Origin of the sequence: Ramlibacter sp., assembly GCF_036383835.1 — a bacterium.
Lineage (GTDB): Bacteria > Pseudomonadota > Gammaproteobacteria > Burkholderiales > Burkholderiaceae_C > Ramlibacter.
In genome coordinates this window covers 1-16,314 of sequence record NZ_DASVNN010000077.1, presented here as the reverse complement: position 1 = coordinate 16,314, position 16,314 = coordinate 1, and the positions used below count along the sequence as shown (strand labels likewise).

At 69.0% G+C, this 16,314-nt stretch carries 17 protein-coding genes; 6 read left to right on the top strand and 11 right to left on the bottom strand.

Going from position 1 to position 16,314, the window contains the following annotated elements:
* Window positions 1-85 precede the first annotated feature (85 nt).
* Together VF522_RS13380 and VF522_RS13375 are read right to left on the bottom strand one after the other, a co-directional pair.
* Window positions 86-1,063 (bottom strand): GMP reductase, encoded by a 978-nt coding sequence (locus VF522_RS13380; protein WP_330908770.1) that lies wholly within the window; start codon window positions 1,061-1,063, stop codon window positions 86-88.
* 135 nt (window positions 1,064-1,198) lie between these two features.
* Window positions 1,199-1,858: a hypothetical protein gene (locus VF522_RS13375; RefSeq protein WP_330908769.1), complete on the bottom strand. Its 660-nt coding sequence runs from the start codon at window positions 1,856-1,858 to the stop codon at window positions 1,199-1,201.
* Window positions 1,859-1,913: 55 nt separating this feature from the next.
* Here VF522_RS13375 and VF522_RS13370 point away from each other — a divergent pair, with 55 nt between their 5' ends.
* Window positions 1,914-4,307 carry a UvrD-helicase domain-containing protein gene (locus tag VF522_RS13370; RefSeq protein WP_330908768.1) on the top strand — a complete coding sequence of 798 codons (2,394 nt, stop codon included), beginning with the start codon at window positions 1,914-1,916 and terminating at the stop codon, window positions 4,305-4,307.
* Between the two features lie 33 nt (window positions 4,308-4,340).
* On the opposite strand, the gene VF522_RS13365 is transcribed toward VF522_RS13370, so the two are convergent.
* The 5 genes from VF522_RS13365 to VF522_RS13345 all read right to left on the bottom strand — a co-directional run bounded on the left by VF522_RS13365 (window position 4,341) and on the right by VF522_RS13345 (window position 7,482).
* A complete protein-coding gene (locus VF522_RS13365; protein WP_330908767.1) occupies window positions 4,341-4,520 on the bottom strand; it encodes a hypothetical protein in 180 nt (59 codons plus the stop codon).
* Window positions 4,521-4,610: 90 nt separating this feature from the next.
* Entirely contained in the window at window positions 4,611-5,369 is a 759-nt protein-coding gene (locus VF522_RS13360) for an iron dicitrate transport regulator FecR (protein WP_330908766.1), read from the bottom strand.
* A complete protein-coding gene (locus tag VF522_RS13355) occupies window positions 5,362-6,162 on the bottom strand; it encodes a BPSS1780 family membrane protein (protein WP_330908765.1) in 801 nt (266 codons plus the stop codon). The genes VF522_RS13360 and VF522_RS13355 overlap by 8 nt, the downstream gene beginning before the upstream one ends.
* A 23-nt stretch (window positions 6,163-6,185) precedes the next feature.
* Window positions 6,186-7,166, bottom strand: coding sequence for a homoserine kinase (locus VF522_RS13350; RefSeq protein WP_330908764.1), 981 nt, complete (start codon window positions 7,164-7,166; stop codon window positions 6,186-6,188).
* A gap of 1 nt (window position 7,167) precedes the next feature.
* Window positions 7,168-7,482, bottom strand: a complete 315-nt coding sequence (locus VF522_RS13345) for a hypothetical protein (RefSeq protein WP_330908763.1) — start codon at window positions 7,480-7,482, stop codon at window positions 7,168-7,170.
* A 69-nt stretch (window positions 7,483-7,551) separates the two neighbouring features.
* Between VF522_RS13345 and polA the strand changes: the two genes are divergently transcribed.
* Window positions 7,552-10,377 (top strand): DNA polymerase I, encoded by a 2,826-nt coding sequence (gene polA / locus VF522_RS13340; protein ID WP_330908762.1) that lies wholly within the window; start codon window positions 7,552-7,554, stop codon window positions 10,375-10,377.
* Window positions 10,378-10,452: 75 nt separating this feature from the next.
* Here the strand turns inward: polA and VF522_RS13335 are convergent, their stop codons facing one another.
* Both VF522_RS13335 and VF522_RS13330 read right to left on the bottom strand, forming a co-directional pair.
* Complete coding sequence (locus VF522_RS13335) at window positions 10,453-10,647, bottom strand: 4-oxalocrotonate tautomerase (protein WP_330908761.1); 195 nt, start codon at window positions 10,645-10,647, stop codon at window positions 10,453-10,455.
* 40 nt (window positions 10,648-10,687) lie between these two features.
* A complete protein-coding gene (locus tag VF522_RS13330; RefSeq protein ID WP_330908760.1) occupies window positions 10,688-11,602 on the bottom strand; it encodes a dienelactone hydrolase family protein in 915 nt (304 codons plus the stop codon).
* A gap of 144 nt (window positions 11,603-11,746) precedes the next feature.
* On the opposite strand from VF522_RS13330, the gene VF522_RS13325 reads away from it, so the two are divergent.
* A complete protein-coding gene (locus VF522_RS13325) occupies window positions 11,747-12,580 on the top strand; it encodes a ZIP family metal transporter (RefSeq protein ID WP_330908759.1) in 834 nt (277 codons plus the stop codon).
* A gap of 5 nt (window positions 12,581-12,585) precedes the next feature.
* Here VF522_RS13325 and VF522_RS13320 read toward each other — a convergent pair whose 3' ends face one another.
* Complete coding sequence (locus VF522_RS13320) at window positions 12,586-12,933, bottom strand: thrombospondin type 3 repeat-containing protein (RefSeq protein ID WP_330908758.1); 348 nt, start codon at window positions 12,931-12,933, stop codon at window positions 12,586-12,588.
* Between the two features lie 261 nt (window positions 12,934-13,194).
* Here VF522_RS13320 and VF522_RS13315 point away from each other — a divergent pair, with 261 nt between their 5' ends.
* From VF522_RS13315 to VF522_RS13305, 3 genes are all read left to right on the top strand, one after another.
* Window positions 13,195-14,643, top strand: a complete 1,449-nt coding sequence (locus tag VF522_RS13315) for a hypothetical protein (protein ID WP_330908757.1) — start codon at window positions 13,195-13,197, stop codon at window positions 14,641-14,643.
* 79 nt (window positions 14,644-14,722) lie between these two features.
* A complete protein-coding gene (locus VF522_RS13310) occupies window positions 14,723-15,340 on the top strand; it encodes a DUF4142 domain-containing protein (RefSeq protein WP_330908756.1) in 618 nt (205 codons plus the stop codon).
* Between the two features lie 20 nt (window positions 15,341-15,360).
* Entirely contained in the window at window positions 15,361-15,939 is a 579-nt protein-coding gene (locus VF522_RS13305) for a DUF4142 domain-containing protein (RefSeq protein ID WP_330908755.1), read from the top strand.
* Here the strand turns inward: VF522_RS13305 and VF522_RS13300 are convergent.
* Window positions 15,924-16,232, bottom strand: coding sequence for a DUF4019 domain-containing protein (locus VF522_RS13300; RefSeq protein ID WP_330908771.1), 309 nt, complete (start codon window positions 16,230-16,232; stop codon window positions 15,924-15,926). The two genes, VF522_RS13305 and VF522_RS13300, sit on opposite strands and share 16 nt — an antisense overlap.
* Between the last annotated feature and the right edge of the window lie 82 nt (window positions 16,233-16,314).

Here is a 16,314-nt window from a genome sequence, read left to right as displayed (position 1 = left end):
TGCTTGTACTCGCCCTTGTTGAAGTCGCTGGCCGAGCTGTTGCAGTCGCTGACGCAGGCCAGCGCGGCGTGACGCCCGCCGCGCGTCACATGAACAGGTGCTCGCCGGCGTTCTCGCCGCCCAGGATCACGTAGTTCACCTTCCTGACGTCCGCCAGCTTCGTCCCGCCCGCATAGCTGATCGAGCTTTGCAGGTCTTCCTGCATTTCGCGCAGCGTGTCCGGCAGCTTGCCCTTGACCGGCTCGAGGATGCGCTTGCCCTCGACGTGCTTGTACTCGCCCTTGTTGAAGTCGGACGCCGAGCCGTAGTACTCCTTGTACAGGCGGCCTTCGACCTCCACCGTCTGGCCGGGCGACTCCTCGTGTCCCGCCAGCATCGAGCCGACCATCACCATCGTCGCGCCGAAGCGGATGCTTTTCGCGATGTCGCCGTGCTCGCGGATGCCGCCGTCGGCGATGATCGGCTTGGTCGCCACGCGGGCGCACCACTTGAGCGCCGACAGCTGCCAGCCGCCCGTGCCGAAGCCGGTCTTCATGCGCGTGATGCACACCTTGCCCGGGCCGATGCCCACCTTGGTGGCGTCGGCGCCCCAGTTCTCCAGGTCGATGATCGCTTCCGGCGTGCCCACGTTGCCGGCGATCACGAAGGCCTGCGGCAGCTTCTTCTTCAGGTGGAAGATCATGTTCTTCACCGTGTCGGCGTGGCCGTGCGCGATGTCGATCGTCACGTAGTCCGGCACCAGGCCTTCGGCGGCGAGCCGGTCGACCGTCTCGTAGTCGGCCGGCTTCACGCCCACCGAGATCGAGGCGAAGGCGCCCGCTTCCTTCATCTTGCGCACGAACTTCACGTTGTCCAGGTCGAAGCGGTGCATCACGTAGAAGTAGCCGTTCTGCGCCAGCCACAGGCAGATGCGCTCGTCCACCACGGTCTTCATGTTGGCCGGCACCACCGGCAGCTTGAAGCGGCGCCCGCCGAACTCGATCGAGGGGTCGCATTCCGAGCGGCTTTCCACGCGGCACTTGCGCGGCAGCAGCAGGACTTTGTCGTAGTCGAAGATTTCCATTCCAGGCTCCAGGGGTCTGTTGTCGAACAGGTGGACGCTTGGATCGGAGCCCGGTCGCGCGTGGGACGAGGCCCAGACGAAAAACCGGGCCACAAATGCTTGGGCCCGGTGACTGATTCTACGGCGGACCTTTTTTCAGGGACATTCGGTTTGCGCGATAGCCCTCATACGGCCGCGCCCATCCTGCAGCAGCACCACCAGCCTCAGCCGCTCGGGGCTCGCGCCCTCATGGATCTGCATGGCGCGCGACTCCGCGAGCTTGCGCGCGCCGCCGGTGTCAGGACGCGCCCAGTCCGGCCGGAACACGTTGCGCACGAGGTTGCGGGGCACCGGGCTGCCTTCGGTGCCGGCCGGCAGCCTTTCCACCAGCAGCAGCCAGGCCTGCCAGGGCTCGGCGCCGGGCTGGGCCAGCTCGATCGAGGTGCCCACGTAGTCGTTGAAGGACTGGCCCTGGGCCGCACGCACGGGCACCAGCGCGCCGGCACGCCGGCTGGATACCGCCGCCGTGCGCTGGGGCACGCTCTGCTTCAGCGTCCGCAGGCGCTCCAGCGCATCCGGGCTCGCCACCGTGGACAGCGGGGCGTTCTCCCCCAGCGTGCCCGGCAAGACCCAGTCCAGCACCAGGGTGTCCTTGCCCGGCGCTGGCGTGGCCGGATCGCGCCAGCATTCCAGGCAGTCGGCGTTGAGGAAGCGCTCCAGCACGGCCGCCGGCTGCGGCACGCCGTCGCTGGTGCATAGCGCGCGGGCGGCCACTGGCAGCAGGAGGAGCAGGGGAAGGACGAAGGTTCTCAGCACGGCGGTTCGGGGCAGGGCGGGCACAGCCCGCGCGCGCGGCTTTCTACAATGCCACATGTTCCCAGAAGTCGCCGGCGACTCGCCGCTGCTGCAAAACCTCAATCCCGAGCAGGGTGCCGCCGTCACCCTCCCCAGCGAGCACGCGCTGATCCTCGCGGGCGCCGGTTCCGGCAAGACCCGCGTGCTCACCACCCGCATCGCCTGGCTGCTGGCCACCGGCCAGATCGGTCCCGGCAACGTCCTGGCCGTCACCTTCACCAACAAGGCGGCCAAGGAGATGATGACGCGCCTCACGGCCATGCTGCCGGTGAACGTGCGCGGCATGTGGATCGGCACCTTCCACGGCCTGTGCAACCGCTTCCTGCGCGCGCACTACAAGCTCGCCAACCTGCCGCAGGGCTTCCAGATCCTCGACACGCAGGACCAGCTGTCCGCGGTCAAGCGCGTAATGAAGCAGCACAACGTGGACGACGAGCGCTTCCCGGCCAAGGAGCTGCAGTACGCGATCGCCGGCTGGAAGGAAGAAGGCCTGCGGCCCGGGGCGGTCGCGGCGCGTTCCGAGGACGACCGCCGCAAGGTCGAGATCTACCAGCTGTACGAGGAGCAGTGCCAGCGCGAAGGCGTGGTCGACTTCGCCGAGCTGATGCTGCGCAGCTACGAGCTGCTGCGCGACAACGACCCCATCCGCGAGCACTACCGCCGCCGCTTCCACCACATCCTGATCGACGAGTTCCAGGACACCAACCGCCTGCAGTACGCCTGGATCAAGATGTTCGCCGGCCCCGGCAACTCGGTGTTCGCGGTGGGCGACGACGACCAGAGCATCTATGCCTTCCGCGGCGCGCGCGTGGGCAACATGGCCGACTTCGTGCGCGAGTTCGAGGTGCGGCACCAGATCAATCTGGAGCAGAACTACCGCAGCTTCAGCAACATCCTCGACTCGGCCAACGCGCTGATCGCGCACAACAAGACGCGCCTGGGCAAGAACCTGCGCACCGACCAGGGCCCGGGCGAGCCGGTGCGGGTGTACGAAGCGCCGACCGACATGGCGGAAGCGCAGTGGATGGTGGAGGAGATCCGCCAGCTCCATCGCGACGATGTTCCCCGGCATGAAACCGCCGTGCTCTATCGCAGCAACGCGCAGAGCCGGGTGATCGAGACGGCGCTGTTCAACGCCTCGGTGCCGTACCGCGTGTACGGCGGCCTGCGCTTCTTCGAGCGCGCCGAGATCAAGCACGCGCTGTCCTACCTGCGCCTGCTGGAGAACCCGAACGACGACACCAGCTTCCTGCGGGTGGTGAACTTCCCGGCGCGCGGCATCGGCGCGCGCACCATCGAGCAGCTGCAGGACGCCGCCCGTGTCGCCGGCACCTCGCTGCACGACGCGGTGAAGTCCACCAGCGGCAAGGGCGGCGCCAACCTCGCGGCCTTCGTGCAGAAGGTCGATGCGATGCGCTCCGAGACCGAAGGGCTCACGCTGCGCGAGATCATCGAGGTGGTGCTGGAGCGCAGCGGCCTCGTGGAGCACTACAAGGCCGAGCGCGACGGCCAGGACCGCGTCGAGAACCTGGAGGAACTGGTCAACGCCGCCGAGAGCTTCGTCACGCAGGAAGGCTTCGGCCGCGACGCGGTGGCGCTTCCGGTGGACGAACTCGGCGACGCCTCGGGCCCGGGGCCGGCGGTGCTGCGGCAGTCACCGGCCAGCCAGGGGCTCGACCCGAGCCTGCCGGAAGTGAACGAGCCGGCGCCCGACTACGTGCCGCCGGACGCCGAGACCGGCGAGACGCTGTCGCCGCTCGCCGCCTTCCTCACGCACGCCGCGCTGGAGTCCGGCGACAACCAGGCGCAGGCCGGGCAGGACGCGGTGCAGCTGATGACGGTGCATGCGGCCAAGGGCCTGGAGTTCGACTGCGTTTTCGTGACCGGGCTGGAGGAAGGCCTGTTCCCCAGCGAACGCTCGCTCGCCGACTACGAGGGCCTGGAGGAAGAACGCCGGCTGATGTACGTGGCGATCACCCGCGCGCGCAAGCGCCTGTACCTCACGCATTCGCAGACGCGGCTGCTGCACGGGCAGACGCGCTACAACGTCAAGAGCCGTTTCTTCGAGGAGCTGCCGGAGCACGCGCTGAAGTGGCTGACGCCGAAGAACCAGAGCTTCGGCGGTTCCGCCTTCGGCTTCGGCATGGGCTATCCGAGCACGCGCGCCAGCGGCGCGGGCGGCGGCTGGCGCAACAGCGAGACCTTCGCCAACCCGCCGGTGCCGCCGCAGAAGAAGGAGCCGGCGCACGGCCTGAGGGCCGGCATGAAGGTGTTCCACGCCAAGTTCGGCGAAGGCACGGTGCTGACGCTGGAAGGCTCGGGCCAGGAGGCGCGGGCGCAGATCAACTTTCCGCGGCACGGGCAGAAGTGGCTGGCGCTGTCGGTGGCGAAGCTCACGCCCGTGCCTTGAAGCCTTCCCCTCGAAGGGGGACGGAGCAAGACCTCAGTCGTTGAGAAGGTCGTCGTCCGCGGGTGGCGGAACGCGGGGCTTCGCCGGCCGCACGTTGGCGAGTGGCAGCGGCAGGGGCATGGTCTCGGCAAAGCCGGATTCCTCCCCCGGCAGGACCATGGGGACGGTGTCGGCGAAGGCGTCGGTCGACTGGCTGGGCGGCGGCTTGGGCATGCGGCGGTCCTCATCGAAAGCAGGCCGCAGTGTAACGACGTCTTACATTTCCGTGTCGAAAGTCACACTCCGGCCGTCGCCTCGCCGGATTCAGCGCCGCGGAGGCTGCTGCAGCAGGGGGTGCGGCACGGTGGGGTCGGTGTAGCCCGTGCCTTCCTTGGCGCCGCGACGGCCCGTGACCTCCCAGGCGGTGCGCTGGCCGACCAGAGCGGCGAGGTATTCGAGTTCCTCGTCGGTGTGGTTGATCGCCCGCGCCGGCGTCAGGAGCCGGCCGTCCCGGGGCGCCGGTTCGGCCCAGAAGGACTGGTGGTATTCCGCCCGCGAGGTGGTGGCGTCGCGGCCGGCCGAGAGATCGACCGTGCCGTAGCAGTTGCAGAAGTAGGTGCGCAGGTTTTCGTCCGGCCGCACCTCGGTGTACAGGCCCGTGCCGCGGATGCCCGCGGTGAGCGTCGGCGTGACGATCTGGCGGCTGGAACCCTTGCCCCAGACGCTGACGACCGCACCGGTGACGATGCGCAGCACGCTCACCACGTTGAGCGTTTCGCCGCGCTCCACCCGGATGCTGGTGTTCTCGCGCAGGTGCCAGGCGGAGTTGCCCACCACGAAGATCAGGTGGCCGCCGGGCCCCGTCTCGACGCGGTCGCCGGACTGGATCGTCTGTTCCTGCCTCAGGGCCTGCCCATTGAGGAGCGCGTCGCCGCGCAGTTCGACGACGTTGCTGCGCTGCTGTGCATGGGCCGCGGCCCAGCCGCCCATCGCGGTCCAGGCGGCCGCCGCGTGCAGGAAGCCGCGGCGGCGGGTCCAGAGCAATGCGTCTTCGCTGCGTCCCTCCAGGCCGTGCTCACCCACGGGCGCTCCCTCCTTCTTCTCCGGGCGTGGACTCCGGGGCTTCCGGCTCGTCCGGGCGGAAGCTGTCGCGGAAGGTGAAGTACAGCGAGGTCGAGAACATCGCCAGCAGCAGCAGCAGGGTGGGCACCAGGACGGCGGTCGCCGCGGCTTGCCCACCGACGAGCGCCGCGACCATGCTCATCACGAGGCTCAGCGCCACGAACACCGCGCCCCAGGCGAGCCCGTAGACGAGGTAGGCGCCGAAGTTGCGCACGCAGGCGACCACGCTGAAGAACATGCTCTTGACCGGCGACACGCCGTACCAGTGCACGAGCGCCGGCGCATGCCAGAACAGCAGCAGCACCGGGATGTACAGCAGCAGGCTGAGGAACACGCGCGCGGCGAGGGCGGCGTCGGGCGCCGTCTGCGTGTTGGGCTGCGGCATGGGCAGGTCGCCGACCACGAGCGAACTCAGGAGGCCGACCACCACGGCGCAGAGTGCGTAGAGGCCGCCGAGGACCAGCATGGCCTTGGCCCGCTGCCGGTCGGCGCGGAAGGCGCTCACCAGCACGGTGGGCATCGGGAAGCGCCCGTTGGTGACTTCCCAGGTCGCCATCATGAAGCCGAGGGTGGCGGCCGGCGCGATCATCACGCCCAGCACCGGGCCGACGACGGGGATGGTGAAGAGCACGGCGACGACCGCCATGTACATGAAGAACAGGCCCGTCAGCGCCAGGGGCTGCTTCATGAAGGTCCGCACGCCCAGCTTGACCCACTCGAAGCCGGTGCGCGCGGGGACGATGTTCAGTTTCACGTCGGAGGGCTTGCGCGGCGGGGCTAATTTAACGCAAGCGCCTGGGCCGTCACCGGATGCGTGGCGCGCTCGCGCAGCACGCGCTCGAAATGCGAGGGATCGTGCGGCTTGAGCATCGAGGCTTCGCGCGGCAGGTGGAAGTCCCACAGGCGCGAGATCCAGAAGCGCAGCGCGCCCGCGCGCAGCATGGCCGGGAGCAGCTCGCGTTCCGCGGCGGTCAGCGGGCGCACGCCGGCATAGGCCTGCACGAAGGCATGGGCGCGCACTGCGTCATGGCGGCCGGTGGGCAGGTCGATCGCCCAGTCGTTGAGGCACACCGCGATGTCGAACAGGAAGGGATCGACGCCGGCGAAGTAGAAGTCGAAGAAGCCGGTGAGCCGGCCGTCCTCGAACATCACGTTGTCGCGGAACAGGTCGGCATGGACCGGCCCGCGCGGCAGCGCGGCGTACGCGGAGGAGGCGGCCACGTGGTTCTGGTAGGCGAGCTCGCCGCGCAGCAGCGCCGCCTGTTCCGGCGTGACGAAGGGCAGCACCACCGGCACCGTCTCGTTCCACCAGGGCAGGCCGCGCAGGTTGGGCTGGCGGCGGTCGTAGTCGCGGCCGGCCAGGTGCATGCGGGCCAGCATCGCGCCGACCTGCGCGCAGTGGTCGGGACCGGGCGCCAGCTCGTGCCTGCCTGCCAGCTTGTTCACCAGCGCCGCGGGCTTGCCGCAGACCGTGTGCAGGATGTCGCCGTCCCGGTTGGCCGCCGGGTCCGGCACCGGGATGCCGTGCTGCGCCAGGTGCTTCATCAGGTGCAGGTAGAACGGCAGCTGCCCGGAGGTGAGGCGCTCGAACAGCGTCAGCACGAATTCGCGCTCGCCGAGCACGTCGCGCTCGGTGACGAAGTAGTTGGTGTTCTCGATGCCGGACTGGATGCCGCGCAGCGCGGCGAGTTCGCCCAGGTTCAGGGCGCGCAGGAGCGCGCCGGCCTCGTCTTCCGAGACTTCGGTGAAGACCGCCATGTCAAAAACCGAGGACGTTCCAGGTGCGCTGGCGGCTGCCGGCGTTGTCACGCGAGTCGTGCGGGCGGTTGCGCGTCATGTCGGTGGCGGGCACCTCGTAGGACGGCACGTTCGCCTTGGGCTGCACCTTGATGCTCTGCGTCTGCCCGCCCACGCGCACCTCGTCGATGCGGTTGCCCGCATCCTCGATGCGGATGAACTCGATCTTCTGGTTCTTGCGGGGCTCGAGCTTGCCTTCGCGTTCGATCGTGGCCGGCTGCTGCGCGAGCACGGCGGCCGGCAGCAGGGCGAGGAGGAGCGTCATCATCGGGCGCATGGCGCCATTGTAGGCCGGGGTGGGCGCGGCCGAACCCCGGCGATGCGCGGAAGGCACAATGCCCCTCCTATGAGCGAGACGGACAAGGTCCCCCACCCCGAACCCAAGGTGCTGCTGCTGGTCGACGGCTCCAGCTACCTGTACCGCGCCTTCCACGCCATGCCGGACCTGCGGGCCGTGCCCGGCGACCCGGCGAGCGCGGCCACCGGCGCGATCCGCGGGATGATCAACATGCTGCAGAAGCTGCGGCGCGACATCCGCGCGGACTACGCCGCCTGCGTGTTCGACGCGCCCGGCAAGACTTTCCGTGACGACGTGTATCCGGATTACAAGGCCACGCGCTCGCCGATGCCGGACGACCTGCGCGCGCAGATCGAGCCGATCCACGAGGTGGTGCGCCTGCTCGGATGGAAGGTGCTGAACGTGCCCGGCGTCGAAGCGGACGACGTGATCGGCACGCTGGCCTGCATGGGTACCGAGCGCGGCCTGGTCACGGTGATCTCCAGCGGCGACAAGGACCTGTCGCAGCTGGTGAACGAGCACGTCACCGTGATCGACACCATGAACGACCGCCGCCGCGACATGGCCGGCGTGGAAGCGGAGTTCGGCGTGCCGCCGCGCCTGATGGTGGACTACCAGACGCTGGTGGGCGATGCGGTCGACAACGTGCCCGGCGTCGACAAGGTCGGGCCCAAGACGGCCGTGAAGCTGCTCAAGGAATTCGGCTCGCTCGACAACCTGGTCCAGCGCGCGCACGAGGTGAAGGGCGCCGTCGGCGAGCACCTGCGCAAGGCGCTGGACTGGCTGCCCACCGGCCGGCAGCTGCTCACGATCCGCACCGATTGCGACCTGAAGGACCACATCCCCGGCTTCCCCGCGCTGGAGGACATCGTCATCGCCGGGCAGGACGTCGACAAGCTCAAGGAGTTCTACGACCGCTTCGGCTTCAAGGGCCTGGTCAAGCAGCTCGAGGAGCATGCCGTTCCGCCGGAGCTGCTGGAAGAGCACAAGAAGCAGGCCCGCGCCCGGCCGGCGCCCGTCGACCGCGGCCTGTTCGAGGAGCCCGACCTGTCGGGCCTGTCGCAGGCGACCACGCTGCACTACGAGACGGTGTTCACCTGGGACGCGTTCGAGACTTGGCTGCGCCGCATCGAGGCCGCGGCGCTGGTGGCGCTCGACACCGAGACCGACTCGCTCGACGAGATGCTGGCGCGCATCGTCGGCCTGTCCTTCAGCACCGAGCCGGGCCTGGCCTGCTACATCCCGCTGTCGCACGACTACCAGGGCGCGCCGGACCAACTGCCGCGCGACGAGGTGCTGCAGCGCCTCAAGCCCTGGCTGGAGGACGCGGAGAAGAAGAAGCTCGGCCAGCACGTCAAGTACGACCGCCACGTGTTCGCCAACCACGGCATCGAGGTGCGGGGCTACGCGCACGACACCATGCTGGAAAGCTACGTGCTGGAAGTGCACAAGCCGCACGGGCTGGCGAGCCTGGCCGAGCGCCACCTGGGCCGCACCGGCATCGATTACGAAACCATCGCCGGCAAGGGCGCGCACCAGATCGGCTTCAACCAGGTGCCGGTGGACAAGGCGGCCGAGTATTCCTGCGAGGACTCCGACCAGACGCTCGACGTGCACCTGGCGCTGTGGGGCAAGCTGGAGCCGCAGGCGAAGCTGCGCTTCATCTACGACCTGGAGATGCAGTGCAGCGAGGTGCTGTACCGCATCGAGCGCAACGGCGTGCTGATCGACTCGCAGGCGCTCTCGCAGCAGAGCCACGAACTGGGCCAGCGCATCATGCAGCTGGAGCGCGAGGCGCACGAGCTCGCCGGCCAGCCCTTCAACCTGGGCAGCCCCAAGCAGATCGGCGAGGTCTTCTTCGTCAAGCAGGGACTGCCGGTGGTGAAGAAGACCGCCAGCGGCGCGCCGAGCACCGACGAGGAAGTGCTGGAGAAGCTGGCGGAGGACTATCCGCTGCCGGCCAAGGTGCTGGAGCACCGCAGCCTCTCGAAGTTGAAGGGCACGTACACCGACAAGCTGCCGCAGATGACGCACCCGCGCACCGGGCGCGTGCACACGCACTATGCGCAGGCGGTGGCGGTGACGGGGCGGCTTTCGAGCAACGATCCCAACCTGCAGAACATCCCGATCCGCACCGCCGAAGGCCGCCGCATCCGCGAGGCCTTCGTCGCGCCGGCGGGATTCCGCATCGCGAGCGCCGACTACTCGCAGATCGAGCTGCGCATCATGGCGCACATCAGCGAGGACGAGGCGCTGCTGCGCGCCTTCCGCGAGGAGATGGACGTGCACCGCGCGACCGCCTCCGAGGTGTTCGGCGTGCCGCTGGACCAGGTGTCGAGCGAGCAGCGCCGCTATGCCAAGGTGATCAACTTCGGCCTGATCTACGGCATGAGCAGCTTCGGCCTGGCGCGCAACCTCGGCATCGAGAACGCCGCGGCCAAGAGCTACATCGACCGCTACTTCCAGCGCTATCCCGGCGTGAAGCTGTACATGGACGAGACGCGCCTGGCGGCCAAGGCCAAGGGCTACGTCGAGACGGTGTTCGGCCGGCGCCTGTACCTGCCCGAGATCAACTCACCGAACGGCCCGCGCCGCGGCAGCGCCGAGCGCCAGGCCATCAACGCGCCGATGCAGGGCACGGCGGCGGACCTGATCAAGCTGTCGATGGTCAAGGTGCAGGAGGTGCTCGATCGCGAGCAGCGCCGCACGAAGATGGTGATGCAGGTGCACGACGAACTGGTGTTCGAGGTGCCGGAGGACGAGGTGGAGTGGCTGCGCAGCGAGATCCCGCGCCTGATGGCGGGGGTGGCGGAGCTGCGGGTGCCGTTGCTCGCCGAGATCGGTGTCGGGGCGAACTGGGAAGAGGCGCACTGAATTCGTCATCCCCGCGGAGGCGGGGATCCAGGGCATCCGGAAGCCCTGGATTCCCGCCTGCGCGGGAATGACGCATCAGGACTTCTTCTTCTCCGACCACAGCTCCCCGCCCGTCGCCCAGTCCCCCGGCTTCACGTCGTAGAGGATCACGTCGACCGACTCGGGCTTGCTGCCCAGGGTGTCGACGCAGGCCTGCGTCAGCGCCTTGACGAAGTTGCGCTTCTGTTCGGGGGTGCGGCCTTCGAAAAGGTCGACGCGGATGGTCGGCATGGCGGTGTCCTGGTTGGGAAAGCCGCCATTGTGGCCCCGCTCACTTGCGCGGCATCGACTGGTCCAGGAAGTCGAACATCCGCTGTTCGGAATCGCGCAGCACCTTCTCGTCGTAGCGATAGACCACCTGGTTGCCCCGCGAATCCACCTTGCGGAAGTTGTTCAGGTTGCGGCAGTCCCAGCAGTGCGTCGCCTCCGGGTACAGGTGCAGGGACACCGGCGCGCCGGCCGCCTTCAGCGGCTCGAGCTTGCCCGTGCACTCCGCCGCCGGCGTCTCGGTGTCCTGGCCGCCCATCAGCACCAGCAGCGGCCGGTCGATGTCGCCGTTGACGATCTCGTAGGACGGCGAATTCGGCGGCCTGATCGTGAAGCAGCCGGGATAGAAGGCCGCTGCCGCACGGAAGCGGAAGCCGTCGCCCAGGGCGTCGGCCCAGCGCTGGCCGCTCGCCATCACGGCCACCATGGCGCCCCAGGAATAACCGGCGACCGCGATGCGTTCCTTGTCCACGTAGGGCAGGTTGCGCAGGTGGGCGCCCGCCAGCAGGGCGTCGCGCGTGCCGCGGCCGAAGGTCATGCCGTTGCGCGCGCCCATGCAGACGCTCTCCACCGAGCGCGACGCGAAGGCGTCGACCAGCAGCACCACGTAACCGCGGGCCACCGCCGCCTTGGCCCATTCCAGCATCGACAGGTTCTGCCAGTTGCCGGCGGCGTTGCGCAGGCCGCCGCACTGGTGCATCAGGACCAGCGCCGGGAACGGCCCCTCGCCCTCGGGCTTGTACAGGGCCATGCTGGGGCTGCTGAACATCGATAGCCGCGACGGCTCGGTGGGATAGGCCAGATCCGGTGCCAGGCGGGCGGAGCCGCGGATGCGCTCGGGTGGCAACGGAGCGTCCTGCGCCCGCAGGGCCGGCCAGGCGAAGGCGAGGAGGAGGAAGAAGGTGAGGAGTCGCTGCATGCCGCGCTTTGTACCTGCGGCCGCGTTGCCTGCCAAGGGCCAAACGGAGTGGCGGCTTGACACGATTGATAAGATCCAACCCGCCCTGGCCCCAGAACACCAACGAACAAGCCGGCGGCCGCCCTCCGTGGCGGCCCTTCCTCCGTGACCCTCCTCGCCATCCTCCTCGCCACCCTGGCCGCCGGCATCGGCAGCGTCTGGTTCGCCGCCATGCTCATGCGCCTCGGCTGGGGCTCGGGCGCCGCCGCCGAAACGCGCGGCCTCAAGGAGCAGCATCTCCTGAGCCTCGCGGCCGGCGCGCTGCTGTCCACCGCCTTCATGCACCTGATGCCCGAGGCGCTGGAAAGCGGGAGCGGCGCGAAGGAACTGTTTGCGACGCTGCTCGTGGGCCTGGTGTTCTTCTTCCTGTTGGACAAGGCGGAACTCTGGCACCACGGGCACGAACACCATCACGGCGACGAGCACGAGCACGAGCACGGTCACGACCATGCGGCGCACGGCCACCATCGCCACGATCACGCGCCCGCACCGCGCTCCGGCGGCTGGGCGGTGCTCACCGGCGACAGCGTGCATTGCTTCGGCGACGGCATCCTGATCGCGTCGGCCTTCACGGCGGATCCGCGGCTGGGGCTGGTCGCGGCGCTGGCGGTGCTGGCGCACGAGGTGCCGCACCACATCGGCGACCTCGCGGTGCTGCGGCAGACCAGCGGCAGCCGGCGCGCGGCGCTGGTCAAGGTGTCACTGGCCGGCGCCGTGACGCCGCTGGGCGGCCTGATCGGCTGGTGGCTGGTGGACCGGCTGGTCGACTACCTGCCGTACTTCCTGGTCGTCGCGAGCAGCAGCTTCATCTACGTCGCGCTTGCGGACCTCATCCCCCAATTGCAAAGGCGCCTGGGCGCGCGCGAAACGCTCGCCCAGGTCGCCTGGTTGCTGCTAGGAATCGCGATGGTTGCCGTCGTCAGCAGCCTCGCGCACTAGCCGCTTCAGTAGCGATACGGGTTGTTGGGGCGGCGGTCGTGGCGATTGCCCACGCCGTCGCCGTCGCGATCGCGGTCGTAGCGGTTCGGGATGCCGTCGCGGTCCTGGTCCCAGCCGCCGCGGTGGCGGCGCGGGTGGTAGTTGTGCTGCGGATACTGGTGTTGCCCGTAGTAGACGTAACCCGGCTGCGTATAGACGTAGCTGGGCTGGCTGTAGACGTAGCCGGGCGAGCCGACGTACACGCCCGGCACGCCGATGTTGAGGTGCACGCGCGTGTCGGCATGCGCCGGCGCGGCCACCAGGGCCAGCAGCGCACCCGCGGCGCCGGCGATCGCGATCAAGCTCTTCTTCATACAACAGGTCTCCTTGTGATGGAGCGATCCTGCTGTGCTTTTGTCAAGCGCACCGTGCCGCCGTGCAAACGGCACGTGAAGCTCGCTGCGTTTCGTATCCGGACGGAACAGCAGTCCTACATGCCAGCGGAACTTGTCCGACAGGGTGCGACTACACGCAGACCTAAGGTGGACCGGTTGATGGAGGACATGGCCGCTTCCCGTGCGGACGCGGGACCCTTCGTCACATAGGTAGCGATATCCATCCAGAAGGAGAATGACATGGCTTCTCGTGATCAGGAAGACCGCGACCGGCAGAGCCGCTGGGGCAGTGGCAGCGACCAGCAGGATCGCGGCCAGGGCTATGGCGGCGGCGAATCGCGCGGCGCCTGGGGCGGTTCGCAGGGTTCGCAAGGCTCGCAGGGTTCCCAGGGGTCCCAGGGGTCGCAGGGCTCGCAAGGCAACTACGGCCAGCGTTCGGGTTCCGAGTTCGGTTCGCAGCAGTCTTCCGGCTATGGCGGCTACGGCGGCGAAAGCCACGGCTATGGCCGCGGCTCGTCGGAGTACGGCGGCCAGGGCGGACAAGGCAGCTGGGGCCGTGGCGAGTCGGGCGGCGGCTATGGCCAGGGCAGCAGCGGCTACGGCGGCAGCGGCTATGGCAGCCAGGGTGGACAGGGTGGACAGGGTGGACAGGGCAGCTACGGCGGCCAGGCCTCGCAGAGCGACTGGGACCGCTACGGCAGCCAGCAAGGCAGCTGGAGCGGCGGCCAGGGCGGCGGCATGCACGGCGGCTACGGCCAGGGCAGCGGCATGAGCGGCAGCAGCTACGGCCAGATGGGCAGCAGCGGCATGGGCAGCAACAGCAGCCATGGCCAGATGGGTGGCGGCACCTACGGCCAGGGCGGCGGTGGCTACGGCGGCTCGCAGCGCATGCAGGGTGGCGGTTACGGCGGTTCGCAAGGCGGCTATGGCAGCACGCAAGGCAGCCAGGGCGGCCAGGGTTACGGCAGCTACGGCGGCGGCATGGGCAGCAGCAGCGGCCAGGGCAGCTATGGCGGTAGCCAGGGCTACGGCCAGGGCGGCCAGGGCTCGTACGGCAGCCAGGGCTACGGTTCGGGCGGCCAGGGCTACGGCGGTGGCCAGGGCGGCGGCTACGGCAGCAGCCAGGGCAACTTCGGCGGCGGCGGTGGCAGCTATGGCCAGGGCAGCTACGGCGGCAGCTCGAGCCAGGGCGGCAGCTATGGCGGCAGCACCTACGGCCAAGGCTCCAGCGGCGGCTACGGCAGCAGCCAGGGCCACCACGACCCCGAGTACCACCAGTGGCGCGAAGAGCAGATCCGCAACCTGGACAACGACTACCACTCGTGGCGGCAGGAACGCTTCAAGAAGTTCAGCGACGAGTTCACCAACTGGCGCAACAGCCGCAGCAGCTCGAGCCAGGGTGGCGGCGGCTACGGATCGTCCGGTTCCCAGGGCGGCAGCCCGGGCAGCTACGGCTCCTCGGGCAGCTCCGGCTCCAGCGGCTCTTCCGGCAGCTACGGTTCCACGGGCCAGAGCGGGTCGAGCAGCCTCGGTGGCTCCAGCGGCATGGGCAGCAGCGGCTCCTCGATGAGCGGCGGCAGCGCCAATCCCTCGAGCGTGGGATCGGGCAGCTCCGGCAGCAGCGGGGCCAGCGGCACGAGCGGCAGCAGCTCGGGCAGCGGCAGCTCCGGTTCCAAGACCACGAAGTAAATCCCTTCCAGGGGGATTCCCGCGGCGCCGCCCACGCGGCGCCGCTTTTTTGCGATAGTGGCAAACGGGAGATCAGTTCATGAAAACGATGCGCCTTCTCGCCTGGCCGGCATTCGTCGCGCTCGCGCTGTCCTTCGGCCCCGTGCAGGCCCAGACGCCCGGCACCGGATCGTCGGCCACCGGCGGCCAGTCCGCGCCGATGGCGCAGCCGGGCGAGGGCACCCGCAACCTGCCGACGAAGAAGGACGACCGCGTCGCCCGCGCCGACCGCAAGTTCATCGAGGAGGCGGCCAGCGGCGGCATGTTCGAGGTGCAGGTCGCGCAGCTCGCGGCGAGCAAGGCGACGGACGCCAGCGTCAAGAGTTTCGCCAGCATGCTGGTGGACCATCACACCGCCGCCAACAATGAACTGGTGAAGATCGCCAATGCCAAGGGCGTGGAACTTCCCGCCGCGCCCAAGCGCTCGCTGCGCCGCGACATCGGGAAGCTGGGCAAGAAGAACGGCGCCGAATTCGACCGCGACTTCGTCCGCGAAGTCGGCGTCAAGGGGCACGAGAAGAACATCAAGCTGTTCCAGAAGGCGAGCAAGGACGTGAAGGATCCCGACCTGAAGGCCTTCGTGGACAAGACGCTGCCGGTCCTGCAGGACCACCTGGCCGCCGCGCGGAAGCTGCCGCAGTCGGGCAAGAAGGGGTGATCCCCGAAGGAGCGACAACCATGCGCATCGCGACGCTCGTTTTCTGCGCCGCGTTCGGGGCGGCCCTCCCGGCCTGGGCCGCTCCGCGCCTGCCCGCCTATGCGCCGGGCGCCGCCGCCGAGGCCAGGCCGCTCGCGCCCGCGCAGCGCCTCGAGCGCCGCTTCCTGCAGGTCAGCGCCTCCAACATGCGCTTCCAGGCGGAAGCCTCGCGGCTGGCGGCGCAGCGCTCCAACAATCCGGCGGTGAAGGACCTCGCCAACACGCTGATGTCACGCCAGCAGACGGCGCAGCCCGAGCTGCTGCGGCTGCTGCACGCGCGCGGGATGGCCCTCCCGATCCTCACCAACGACCACGGCAAGGTCCTCAAGCAGCTTTCCAAGGTGAACGGCGCGAAGTTCGACCGCCTCTACGTCGACGAGGTCGTCGTGCGCTCGTACCAGATGGACATCGCCAACTACGAGAAGCTGGCGACGCAGGCCGAGGACCCCGTGCTCAAGGCCTGGGTGGAACGGCAGCTGCCGGTGCTGCGCCATCACGCCGCCAAGGCGCAGAAGGTGCTGCCCGGCGGCGCGATCCTGCGCGGTCAGCGCGCGGTGTAGCCGGTCACGCGCCAGCGGCCGTCGGTCTCGCGAACGGTCGTCACCGTTTCCACCACCGCCTCGCCCTTCTTGTCGAAGCGGCTGACGAAGTTGGCGGTGACGTAGTCGCCCTCGGGGCTGCCCGCGAGCGTCTTCTTGTAGGCCACTTCCGCCGGCTGCCGCTCGACGAATTTCCCGAGGGGATCGCGCAGCTTGGGAATGTTGTCCATCCAGGCGCCGAGCGGCACCTTCTGGCGGAACGCGCCCGAAGACGTGTCCCAGGCGGTGCCCCAGTCCTTGCGATCCAGCAGCATCAGCCAGGCCTGCGCCGCGAACTGGCCCTCGTGCACACGGTCGTGGATTCGCCGCAGGGCTTCGCCAACTGCGTTCCCTGCG